This is a genomic window from Streptococcus sp. 263_SSPC, assembly GCF_001071995.1.
GTDB lineage: Bacteria > Bacillota > Bacilli > Lactobacillales > Aerococcaceae > Granulicatella.
Genome location: NZ_JVNU01000046.1, coordinates 37,490 through 49,815 on the forward strand (window position 1 = coordinate 37,490; position 12,326 = coordinate 49,815).

Here is a 12,326-nt window from a genome sequence, read left to right on the forward strand (position 1 = left end):
TGTGAAAAATTCGAGTGATTTAATTAAGGGAATGAACCCTCGCCAAAAAGAAGCGGTCATGCATACGCAAGGGCCACTTTTAGTGATGGCCGGTGCGGGGAGTGGGAAGACGCGTGTGTTAACCCACCGTATGGCCTATATTTTGGCAGAAGAAGCGGTACAACCGTGGAATATTTTAGCGATTACGTTTACGAATAAAGCGGCTAATGAGATGAAAGAGCGTGTGGCTGCGCTTGTTGGAGAACAGGCACAAGATATGTGGGTATCAACCTTCCACTCGATGTGCGTGCGTATCCTTCGTCGCGACTGTGAGCGTATCGGTTTAGCCAAGTCGTTTACGATTATCGATTCAGGCGACCAACTTTCTGCGATGAAACGAATTATGCAAAAGTTGAATATCGATACGGATCGCTACGAACCACGTGGAGCTTTAGCAACCATCAGCAATGCGAAAAATAATTTCGAAGATGCTGAAACATTTGCGAAGAACCATTTGGACTATGTGAGCCAAATTTATGCGAAATGTTATAAAGAATATCAAGCAGAAATGCGTAAAAATATGACGGTAGACTTCGATGACCTTATCATGTTGACCGTGAAATTATTCCAAGAACATCAAGATGTGTTGGATTATTACCAACAAAAATTCCACTATATCCACGTGGATGAGTATCAAGATACCAACCACGCGCAATACTTATTGGTGAAGCTCCTTGCAGATAAATTCAAAAACATCTGCGTTGTAGGGGATGCCGACCAAAGTATTTACGGATGGCGTGGAGCCGATATGGAAAATATCTTGTCATTTGAACAAGATTATCCGGATGCCAAAGTGGTCCTTCTCGAGCAAAACTACCGTTCGACAAAGACCATCTTAAAAGCAGCCAACCAAGTGATTGAAAACAATGTGAATCGTAAGCCGAAAGAATTGTGGACCGACAATGAAGCCGGTGAGAAAATCACGTATTACTGTGGACAGTCGGGATATGATGAATCTCGTTATGTCATCAGCACAATTCAAAAAATGGTGAACTTTGACGGGTATGACTATAGCGATTTTGCGGTACTTTACAGAAGTAACGCGCAGTCTCGTACTCTTGAAGAAGATTTACTAAAGGCGAATATGCCATTCAAGATGGTCGGAGGCCAACGCTTCTATGAGCGCATGGAAATCAAAGACCTTCTTGCTTACTTACGACTCTTAGTGAACCCAACGGATGACTTTAGTTTCAGACGTGTGGTCAATGCGCCAAAACGCGGTATCGGAGATAAGAGTATTGAAAAGCTTGCTCTCTTTGCCGAAATGCATAGTTTCTCGCTACTTGAAGCAGCCGGAAGTCCATTGAACGGCATTTCTGGGAAAGCAGGTAAGGGGTTAGCCGATTTTGCACAACTCATCGCCGACTTAACGAAGATGCAAGAGTTCGTCACACTAACCGATTTGATTGAAGAAGTGATGACAAAATCAGGGTATATCACAGCCCTTGAACAAGCGCGTACGATGGAAGCAGATGCGCGTATCGATAATATGCGCGAGTTCCTATCGGTAGCCAAAGAGTTCGAAGAACAACGACTCGATAGAGAGGCCGAAGAATCTCCGCTCGTCCAATTCTTAACAGACTTGTCACTAGTGACGGATATGGAAAGCGAAGAAGAAACGAGCGCTTCTCAAATCGCATTAATGACCTTGCATGCGGCAAAAGGGCTTGAGTTCCCCGTTGTGTTCCTTGTCGGAATGGAAGACGGGATTTTCCCATCAGGACGATCACTCCAAGAAGATGGCGAAGAAGAGGAACGTCGCTTGGCATATGTAGGAATTACCCGTGCCGAGAAGAAACTCTTTATGACCCGTGCGTACTCACGACTTCTTTACGGGAAGACACAAAACTATCGTGAGTCACGATTCATGCAAGAAATTGATGACAGCCTATTAGAAAAAGAAGGCGTAACGGTGAGTGATTCGTATTTCTCAAGCAGTTTCTATACGAACGATTCAAAATCTTCTTATGGAACGCGTAGCCAAACGTCGTCTTATGGCACACGTAGCACCTCTCAGTCTACGTCATCAACAGGTAGCGGAGGATTATTTGACCGCTATCGCTCAAGTAGCCAATCGTCTAGTGGCGGTGGTTATTTTCAAAAGAAACAAACGACACCAGCGCGTATTCAACGTGCAGACAAGCCGCAACAAGCAAGTTCATCTTCAGCAGATGGCTGGACTGTGGGCATGAAAGTGTCGCATAAAAAATGGGGAACAGGAACCGTTGTCCGTATTACTGGTGAAGGAGACCGTCAAGAGTTAGATGTGGCCTTTGCAGGAATGGGCATTAAACGACTCCTTGCAAGTTTTGCCCCGATCGAAAAAATCGAAGAATAGAGGATGGAGATGAGTACAACGATTCAACAAAGAATTGAAGAACTAAAAGAACAATTAAATCGTTGGAGTCATGAGTATTATGTGGAGGATAAGCCTACCGCAACCGATGCGGAGTACGACAAGGCCTATCATGAACTAGTGGCGCTTGAAGTTGAACATCCGGAATTCGTGACAGCTGATTCACCTACGCAACGTGTGGGTGGAGAAGTGCTCGACCAATTCCAGAAGGTAACGCACACGAACCCAATGCTCAGCCTTTCAAATGCTTTCTCAAAAGAAGACTTGGAAGAATTCGATGCGCGTCTTCGTAAATTAACGAACCGTGTGATTGAATATGTATGTGAATTGAAAATCGACGGACTCTCTATCGCGTTGACGTATCAAAACGGTCAGCTTGTACTTGGAGCGACTCGTGGCGACGGAACGACAGGAGAAGACGTAACGGGGAATGTCCGTACGATTAAATCTGTGCCGCTTTCTCTAAAAGAACCTTGGAATATTGAAGTTCGCGGGGAATGTTATATGCCGAAGAAATCTTTCGTGGCATTAAACGAGTCGCGTGAAGAAGAAGGACTCGAAGTCTTTGCCAACCCAAGAAATGCGGCGGCGGGAAGTCTTCGTCAGCTGGATCCAAAAATTGCAGCGAAGCGAAACTTATCGGTCTTTCTTTACAGCAGTCCAAGTGTGGAAGAATTAAACGTTTCTACCCAAGAAGAGCTGTTAGAAAAAATGGCAGAGATTGGCTTTGTCACAAATCCAGAGCGCTTAAAATGCCAAACGATTGATGAAGTATGGAATTACATCGAGACGATTGCTTCAAAACGTCCAGACTTACCGTATGAAATTGACGGTATGGTGATTAAGGTGAATGATTTTGCGGCTCAAGAAGAAATTGGATTTACGGTGAAAGCTCCACGTTGGGCGATTGCGTACAAGTTCCCAGCTGAAGAAGCACAAACCGTTGTCCGCGATATCGAGTGGACGGTTGGACGTACAGGGGTGGTGACACCGACTGCGGTGATGGATCCTGTTCAACTAGCAGGAACGACGGTGCGCCGTGCGAGCTTGCATAATATCGACTTGATTAAAGAGCGCGACATTCGCTTGGAAGATACGGTTGTGATTCATAAAGCTGGAGACATTATCCCAGAAGTTACACGCGTGATTTTGGAGAAACGTCCAGAAACGAGCAAGCCTTACGAGTTTCCAACGACTTGTCCGGTCTGTCATGAAAAATTAGAACATTTGGAAGAAGAGGTAGCGATTCGCTGCTTGAATCCAAAATGTCCTGCTCAATTGACAGAAGGGTTAAGCCACTTTGTTTCTCGTAACGCGATGAATATGAGTGGGATTGGGCCACGTGTCATCAAGCAACTTTTTGAAGAAGGGCTTGTCATGGATGTGGCAGATTTATATAAATTAACACTAGACCAGTTACTTGCTTTAGACAAGGTGCAACAAAAGAGCGCAGAAAATATCCTTGAAGCCATCGAGAAGAGTAAAGAAAACTCATTCGAGCGCCTCTTAACAGGGCTTGGGATCCGTCATGTTGGAACCAAGGCGGCGAAAGAATTAGCGCAACATTTTAAAACGATGACGGCTCTGCAAGAAGCGAGCATTGAACAATTGTTGGAAATTGATGGTTTAGGTGATATTATTGCTTATAGTGTAAAAACTTATTTTGAACAACCATCTGTTCAAGAATTAATTCAAGAATTGCAAGATAGTGGCGTGAATATGACCTATCTTGGAGTGACAAAAGACGACTCAGCTGCCTCAGGACACGTCCTCAGCGGCAAGACAGTTGTATTAACAGGGACTTTAGAACAATTAACAAGACAAGATGCAAAAGAACAACTCGAATCGCTCGGTGCGAAAGTGACCGGTTCCGTTTCTAAGAAAACGGACGTGGTGATTGCGGGTCATTCTGCCGGAAGTAAATTAACGAAGGCCAATGACCTCGGAATCGAAGTGTGGAGTGAGCAACAATTTCTCGATTCTCTTGCATAGAAAGGATGTCACATGAGAAAGAAATTACGATTGGGATTACTTGGATTAGCCAGTGTTATTTCGCTAGCTGCCTGTGCGGATGTTACAAGAGCGAATCAACAAGGCTCGAATTCTAGTAAAGATTCCAATACAAAAGTAGTACAATCAACAACAAATCAATTATCAAACAATTTTTACCGCGCGCTTATCACAAATGGTAAATACGAAGTGAGCCAAAACCGCGGTGCGACATTAAGTTTAAATACAGGGTTCAACTTAAAGAACTTCGAAACAGGCTTGATTGACCTCTCGAGAAGCGTGTTCCCTACGAACCAATACTTCTTCAGAGAAGGCCAAATCATCGACGCGGAAACAACCGCAAAATGGATTGCACGTAAGAGTGATAAAAATCCAGACGGGTTAAACCCTGCTGATAACGGAGATACGTCTCCAACAGGTCGTGCGCCAATTTATTTAGCGCAAATCCTCGAACAAGACTACATGATTCAAACAGAAAACAACTTTGAATTAGGTGGAATTAGCATCGGGATTGCCATGAATAGTGTGGATTACTACACGAACGACGGTAAAGATGCTGAAACAGAAATTTCAAATGAAGCGATGATCGAACAAGCCAAAGCCATCGCTAACACAATTCTGACAAGACTTCGTCAAAATGATGCATTGAAGGCTGTGCCAATCGTGTTCGGAGTGTTCCGTCAAACGTCTAAAGATGACATCGGCGGTGGGGTATATGTTCTTGAAGCGACTTCAGTAGAAGGAACAGAGATTACAAACTGGTCAAACGTGAATCAAAAAGTAGTCGTGCTTCCATTAGTGAACGAATCTGCGACAGAAGAGTCAACAGCGTTTGAAAACTTCAGAACAGAAGTGCAAAACTTCTTCCCGAACCTCTCAGGGGTAACGGCTCGTGTGATGTATCAAGATAATGTAGCTAAGAAGATGGTCGTGAATATCATAACGCAATTCTATGGCGAATCAGAAATTATCGCTTTAGCACAGCACGTAACGGACGTTGCAAACAAATACCTACCGAAAACAACACCGGTAGAAGTTCGAATTAGTTCAATTAATGGAATGGAAGCATTCTTACTGCAAGATATGTCACAAGGAGTCTTCACATACCATATCTTTGATTAACGTTGACGGAGGCCTAGAAGCCTTTTACAATAGTAAAGTAATGATTTTGAAAGCGAGGGAAAAACATGGCCATTGAGGAAAAAGAAGTTAGACACGTTGCCAAACTTGCAAAGCTAACTTTTGCCGATAATGAAATCCTTCATTTTACAGAACAAATGAGCGATATCATTGATATGGTGGAACAATTAAACGAAGTAGATACAACGGGTGTGCCTGTCACAACTCACGGATATCCATTAGTAAATGTGATGCGTGAAGACGTTGCTGAAAAAGGAACAGACCGCGACTTGTTAATGCGTAATGTGAAAACATGCGAAGATGGATTTATTCAAGTGCCTGCAATTATGGGCGAAAACGAGGAGGGTGAAGCATGAGTATTATTGGAAATAAAACATTAGTTGAGCTTCACGAAGGTCTTCGTAATAAAGAATTCACTTCTGTGGAATTAACAAAAGAAACATTCGAGCGTATCCATGCTTTAGAACCTAAAGTAGAAGCGTTCGTGACATTAAACGAAGAAGAAGCGTTAAAACAAGCAGCCGCTGCTGACGAAAAAGGCTACGGCGAAGAAGCGTCTCTTCAAGGTCTTCCAATCGGGATTAAAGACAATATCGTCACTCGCGACCTTTTAACAACTGCTTCAAGCCGTATGTTAGAAGACTTCAACCCAATTTACGACGCGCACGTTATGGAATTATTAAAAGCTGAAGGTGCGGTTAACGTTGGTAAATTAAATATGGACGAATTTGCCATGGGTGGTTCAACGGAAACTTCTTACTTCAAGAAAACAAAAAATCCTTGGGACTTAACAAAAGTGCCTGGTGGATCTTCAGGTGGTTCTGCCGCAGCAGTTGCTTCTGGTGAAGTACTTGCGTCTCTAGGTTCAGACACAGGTGGTTCTATCCGCCAACCTGCAAGTTTCACAGGGATTGTTGGGATGAAACCAACATATGGTCGTATTTCTCGTTACGGTTTGATTGCCTTTGCGTCAAGCTTAGACCAAATCGGACCATTTACACGTACCGTTCAAGATAACGCCTTAGTATTAAGTGCGATTTCTGGATATGACCACCGCGATTCAACAAGTGTGCCACAAGAAGTGCCAGCCTACCATAAAGGATTAACAGGCGACATCAAAGGCATGCGTATCGCGTTGCCAAAAGAATATTTTGCGGAAGGTGTGGACCCTGAAGTTCAAGCAGCTGTATTAAAAGCGGCTGACCAATACCGCGAAATGGGGGCTATCGTAGAAGAAGTGAGCCTACCTCACTCTAAATACGGTATTCCAGCGTACTATATTATCGCTTCATCTGAAGCCTCTTCTAACTTACAACGTTTTGACGGAATCCGTTACGGTCACCGTTCTACAGACGCAGAAACATTAGAAGATTTATACGTGAAGAGCCGTTCTGAAGGGTTCGGAATGGAAGTAAAACGTCGTATCATGCTTGGAACATTCAGCTTAAGTTCTGGTTACTACGATGCTTACTTCAAGAAAGCTGGACAAGTACGTACATTAATCAAACAAGACTTTGCAAAAGTATTTGAAAACTATGATTTAATCTTAGGACCTGTAACAACTTCTGCAGCATTCGGATTAGGCGCACACAGTGACGACCCAATCGCAATGTACATGGCAGACTTATTAACAGTTCCTGTGAACTTAGCTGGATTACCAGCGATTTCAGTTCCTGCCGGCTTCACAAACGAAGGCTTACCAGTCGGAATTCAATTAATCGGAAATTACTTCCAAGAAAAAACGATTTACCAAGCAGCGTATGCATTTGAACAAGCAAATGATTACTACTTACGCCGCCCACAATTATAAGGAGGAACAATCACATGAACTTTGAAACAATTATTGGTTTAGAGTGCCACGTTGAATTAAAAACTGATTCAAAAATGTTCTCTCCATCACCAGCGCATTTCGGTGCGGAACCAAATACAAATACAAACGTGATCGACTGGGGATATCCAGGGGTACTTCCTGTCGTGAATAAACGCGCGTTAGAATTCGGGATGCGTGCAGCTCTTGCGTTGAACTGTACGATTTCTCAAGATACAAAATTCGACCGTAAAAACTATTTCTACCCTGATAATCCAAAAGCGTACCAAATCTCTCAATTCGATTACCCAATCGGTCATGATGGCTGGATTGATATCGAAGTAGAAGGACAAACAAAACGTATTCGTATTGAACGTGTCCACTTAGAAGAAGATGCGGGTAAAAATACGCACGGAACAGACGGATTCTCATATGTGGACTTAAACCGTCAAGGAACTCCACTGATTGAGATCGTATCAGAAGCAGATATGCGTTCTCCTGAAGAAGCCTATGCGTACCTTGAAGCACTTCGTCAAATCATCATGTTTACGGGTGTTTCTGACGTGAAGATGGAAGAAGGTTCAATGCGTTGTGACGCGAACATTTCAATTCGTCCTTATGGTCAAGAAAAATTCGGTACAAAAACAGAGTTGAAAAACTTAAACTCATTTAACAACGTACGTAAAGGGTTAGCGTTCGAAGAAGTTCGTCAAGCGAACGTTCTACGTAATGGAGGAGAAATCCTACAAGAAACACGTCGTTTTGATGATGCGACTGGTCAAACGATTTTAATGCGTGTTAAAGAAGGTTCAAGTGACTACCGTTACTTCCCAGAACCAGACCTACCAAACTTCCATATTTCAAATGAATGGATTGAAGAAGTTCGTGCGTCAATTCCTGAAATGCCAAGCAAACGTCGTGAACGTTACGTGAGCGAATTTGGCTTACCAGAATATGATGCAATGGTATTAACATTAACAAAAGAAATGTCTGATTTCTTCGATGCAACAGTTGCGGCTGGTGCAGATCCTAAACAAGCGTCAAACTGGTTAATGGGTGACATTTCAGCGCACATGAACAGCAAGAAATTAGAATTGAAAGACTTGAAGTTAACGCCAGAAAGCTTAGCAGAAATGATTCAATTAATCGCAGACGGAACAATCAGTTCGAAATTAGCGAAGAAAGTCTTCTTGTTATTAGCAGAAGAAGGCGGAACTGCAAAAGGCGTTGTTGAAAAACACGGTATGGTTCAATTGAGTGATCCTGCTCAGTTATTACCGATTATTCAAGATGTGTTGGAGAACAATGCACAGTCTATTGAAGACTTCAAGAATGGTAAAGACCGTGCTGTTGGATTTTTAGTTGGGCAAATTATGAAGCAAACGAAAGGGAAAGCAAACCCTGGCGTTGTAAACCAACTATTACAACAAGAGTTAACGAAATACTAAAAGATATATATTTAATGGCTACGAATTTTTTCGGCTTCTTTTTGGGGTTTCGAATCCTTTCGGATTGCTGTTATAAAAACTGTTATGAGGTACCGGTTCGAGCCTAGGGTCTCTCACCTTTAAAGCCTCAAAGAGGGCGTAGGGAAAAATTTCCTTACGCCCTCTAATTCGCATTTAATACGAATTCCCATAACTGTTTTTATAACATCCGAAAGGTTCTCCCTTCCAAAAAGTTCCGAAAATTCTCCGCCATCAAAAGTATTTTTGAATTTAGAATCCTTTTTGGAATAGGGGGTTGCAATGCAGAGTTTGCTTGCCTGCTAAAAATCCAGAAAGGGAGAAGGAAAGTAAACGAGAGGGGGATGGAATGTGAAGTTAACGATTGAAACGGTATTAAGTCAAGGCGGGGAAACGATGAAGCAGCGCATGCTTGCGGATGCGACGCGTCTTCGTAAGGGTTCTGGTTTTGTGCTTAGTTATGTAGAGGATGAAACAAATACGCGTGTGAAAGTAGAAGTCGATACAACAGGAGAAGTGCCGCATGTGACACTTCATCGTCAAGGCGATGCGCGTAGTAAGATGGAGTTTAATCAAACAAAGGCGACGAAAGGAATCTATGAATTAGGTGCTGGTCGTCAAATGCATTTTGATATTCAGACAAAACAACTACACGTGGAAGAAGCAGAGGAGACGGTGCTAGTAGTTTTAGAATATCAGTTATTCCAACAAAGACAGCTGATTACAAGCTCGCTTGTGACGTTTCATTTACAAACAGGGGAAAATGCATAAAAAATCTCTCTAAAGTAGCACAATATGAAGAATCTGTGCTATACTGTTTAAGATGAACCGGAAAGGAAGTGTAACCATTGGAATTAAAGAAACTCGATGGCATTAATAAAAACGAATTATCAATGGTCGAAGTAGCGCATGCTATTTTAGAAGCTAAGAATGAAGTTTTAGATTTCAACCAATTATTAGTAGAAATTCAAGAATACATGGAATTAAGTGACGAAGCGTTAGAATCACGTATGGCTCGCTTCTATACAGACTTAAATATCGACGGAAGCTTTATCTCGCTTGGAGATAACCGTTGGGGATTACGCGCTTGGTATCCAATCGATTCTATCGATGAAGAAATTGCGACATCTATGGAAGACGAAGAAGTGAAGAAACCTCGTAAGAAACGTAAGAAAGTCAACGCGTTCGGTAGCGATGATCTTATCGATTACAACGATGATGATCCAGAAGATGAAGAGCTTATTGATGACGAAGATCTTGATAGCGATGACCTAGACGACGATATCGATGTTGAGCTTGATGACGACGTAGATGAAGAAGATGAAATTGATGCTTACCGTTCTGACTTGAACGAACTAGGTGCTGATGAAGACTTAGTAGACGAAGCAAGTGTCGAAGAAGACTTAATTATCATCGACGACGAAGATTTAGACAAAGATTTCGACGAAGAAGAGGAAGACTAAGAGTAGTCTTCGGAAATAATCAGAAAAAATAAGGGCACAACTTATGAATTTTTTGTTCGTAAGTTGTGCTTTTTGTGAAGATAGGTGTATAATGTACCCGAACAAGGTAAATTTGGAGGAAATAATTTGAAAAATAAACTGCTTAAAATTTTTGATAAGACGTTCTTAAAATTTATCGTCGTTGGAATTATAAATACATTGTTCGGAACGGCTATTATGTTTTTCTGCTTTAATATGCTGCAGATGGATTATTGGGTCTCTTCAGCGATGAACTACTTATGTGGAGGAATCCTTAGTTACTTCCTTAACAAAAAGTACACATTTGAGGTGAAGGAAACTAGTTCAAAAGCCATTATCCGATTCGCTATTAATTTGACCGTATGTTATTTATTAGCGTACGGGGTTGCGAAACCTATAGCCTTGTATCTTTTCCAAGGAGCAGGAGAAAAATTACAAGGAAATATCGCACTCGTGATTGGAATGGGCTTGTACGTACTATTAAATTACGTGGGGCAACGTTTTTGGGCGTTCAAACAAGATGAGGCTACAGAGCCAGAAAAGGGAATGGAGGAAAAAAATGAAATCTAGTTTTAAGAAGACAGTGGCATTCGTTGCGATGATTGCATGGGCTATTTTAGGACTTACTTTGATGCAACCTGTTAACGCGGCAACAGTAACACCAACTGTTTCAAACTTAAAAGCAACAACAAGCGGTCAAAAGGTAACATTTTCTTTCGACTGGGATTTAACAGGTAAAGCTGTTAAAGAAGGAGATACTTTCACAATCGATGCTCCAGAAGGTGTCAACATCACTGAAATCGCAACACAATCACTACAAGCAAACGGTGCTGAAGTGGCGACGATTTCGATGACAAACAAAAAGATTACTTTTACTTTCAAAAAAGCAATCGAATCAATGAACCACAACGTTAAAGGTGCTTTCTCATACAAAGCAGAATGGGATAGCACACCAGGAAATCCTGGAAACAAAACGGCAACTTCAAAAGTAGGTTCTGAATCAGTCGTGATCACACGTCCTGATGGCCCTGGCGTATTTGAATCTGTTTTAAATAAATACAACCTTACTGGTGACTATGTATCTAAAGAATTCAAATTAGATGCATCTGAAAACTACGCATGGATGAAAGTTGGAGATGACTACTATCTTACAAAATGGTTTATCCGTATCAATGGCGATGGTAAAAAACAAGCTATCACAAACCCAGTGGTAACAGACCGCATTCAAGCTCCAGCGGTAGATTACTCTAAAATCACTTTTGCTCCAGCTGCGAACCATGCAGCAAGTGAATTCTTTGTGGGAACTTACTTAAAACCATCATTCACATTAAGGAAAGGTGGACAAGTAGTTGCTTCAGGTTGGGATTTCTGGAAACACGTTAAATTTGATGCAGACGGAAATGGATTCACTGTGAATTTATCAGACGTAAGTGATGTGTTCAAAACAGCTACAGACGATGAATTAATCATTGAATACCAAACATTAATTCCTAAGACAACAATTCGCGTGGACAACAACGCAACATTGAAATCTGACGAAATCACAACTCCACAAGAAGATCCAGCATTCTGGAATAACACAGAATTGAAATTCTGGGTGAGCGGTGACACAACAGTTACAGTTCAAAAAGAATGGGTTGGCGATAGCGAAGCAGACCGCAAAGATATCACAGTTCAATTATTCGCTAATGGTGAAAAATTAGACGGTATGACAAAAACTTTAACAAAAGGTTCAGACTGGAAAGCAGAATTCACGAACTTACCTGGTATTAAAGACGGTAAGAAAATTGAGTACTCAGTAGAAGAAGTAAACACTCCTGATGGATATACTTCAAAAGTTGAGAAAATTGATGATTCAAACGTAATCAAAGTTGTGAATACTTCAAACAAACCAACTACAACTACTACTGAAGCGACTACAACAACTGAATCTACTACAGAATCAACAACTGCAGCTACAACAACAACAGAAGCTACGACAGTTTCAACAACTGCGGCTACAACAACAACAGAAGCAACAACAGCTT

At 41.8% G+C, this 12,326-nt stretch carries 10 protein-coding genes; all 10 read left to right on the forward strand.

The genetic code is table 11. From position 1 onward, the window contains the following. Nucleotide 1: 1 nt before the first annotated feature. Nucleotides 2-2,377: a DNA helicase PcrA gene (pcrA, locus tag ADH02_RS06875; protein ID WP_048783639.1), complete on the forward strand. Its 2,376-nt coding sequence runs from the start codon at nt 2-4 to the stop codon at nt 2,375-2,377. A 3-nt stretch (nt 2,378-2,380) separates the two neighbouring features. After that, nucleotides 2,381-4,387, forward strand: a complete 2,007-nt coding sequence (gene ligA, locus ADH02_RS06880) for an NAD-dependent DNA ligase LigA (RefSeq protein ID WP_152903907.1) — start codon at nt 2,381-2,383, stop codon at nt 4,385-4,387. Nucleotides 4,388-4,399: 12 nt separating this feature from the next. Next, complete coding sequence (locus ADH02_RS06885) at nt 4,400-5,527, forward strand: CamS family sex pheromone protein (RefSeq protein ID WP_048783642.1); 1,128 nt, start codon at nt 4,400-4,402, stop codon at nt 5,525-5,527. Between the two features lie 65 nt (nt 5,528-5,592). Further along, the gene (gene gatC / locus ADH02_RS06890; protein ID WP_048783644.1) at nt 5,593-5,901 is read left to right on the forward strand and encodes an Asp-tRNA(Asn)/Glu-tRNA(Gln) amidotransferase subunit GatC; all 309 of its coding nucleotides are present in this window, start codon (nt 5,593-5,595) and stop codon (nt 5,899-5,901) included. Next, nucleotides 5,898-7,355: an Asp-tRNA(Asn)/Glu-tRNA(Gln) amidotransferase subunit GatA gene (gene gatA, locus ADH02_RS06895; RefSeq protein ID WP_048783646.1), complete on the forward strand. Its 1,458-nt coding sequence runs from the start codon at nt 5,898-5,900 to the stop codon at nt 7,353-7,355. The genes gatC and gatA overlap by 4 nt, the downstream gene beginning before the upstream one ends. Nucleotides 7,356-7,369: 14 nt before the next feature. Next, entirely contained in the window at nt 7,370-8,800 is a 1,431-nt protein-coding gene (gene gatB / locus ADH02_RS06900; RefSeq protein WP_048783649.1) for an Asp-tRNA(Asn)/Glu-tRNA(Gln) amidotransferase subunit GatB, read from the forward strand. Nucleotides 8,801-9,169: 369 nt separating this feature from the next. Further along, nucleotides 9,170-9,589: a DUF1934 domain-containing protein gene (locus ADH02_RS06905; RefSeq protein ID WP_048783650.1), complete on the forward strand. Its 420-nt coding sequence runs from the start codon at nt 9,170-9,172 to the stop codon at nt 9,587-9,589. A 77-nt stretch (nt 9,590-9,666) separates the two neighbouring features. Further along, entirely contained in the window at nt 9,667-10,281 is a 615-nt protein-coding gene (gene rpoE / locus ADH02_RS06910; protein WP_048783652.1) for a DNA-directed RNA polymerase subunit delta, read from the forward strand. A 126-nt stretch (nt 10,282-10,407) separates the two neighbouring features. Beyond that, the gene (locus ADH02_RS06915) at nt 10,408-10,869 is read left to right on the forward strand and encodes a GtrA family protein (RefSeq protein WP_048783654.1); all 462 of its coding nucleotides are present in this window, start codon (nt 10,408-10,410) and stop codon (nt 10,867-10,869) included. Continuing rightward, the coding region (locus tag ADH02_RS06920; protein WP_048783655.1) for a Cna B-type domain-containing protein at nt 10,859-12,326 on the forward strand (1,468 nt) is incomplete at its 3' end. The genes ADH02_RS06915 and ADH02_RS06920, both read left to right, overlap by 11 nt.

Coding starts and splice junctions, on each gene's coding strand:
- ADH02_RS06885 (WP_048783642.1), top strand. CDS start 4,400: ATGAGAAAGAAATTACGATTGGGATTACTTGGATTAGCCAGTGTTATT.
- gatC (WP_048783644.1), top strand. CDS start 5,593: ATGGCCATTGAGGAAAAAGAAGTTAGACACGTTGCCAAACTTGCAAAG.
- gatA (WP_048783646.1), top strand. CDS start 5,898: ATGAGTATTATTGGAAATAAAACATTAGTTGAGCTTCACGAAGGTCTT.
- gatB (WP_048783649.1), top strand. CDS start 7,370: ATGAACTTTGAAACAATTATTGGTTTAGAGTGCCACGTTGAATTAAAA.
- ligA (WP_152903907.1), top strand. CDS start 2,381: ATGGAGATGAGTACAACGATTCAACAAAGAATTGAAGAACTAAAAGAA.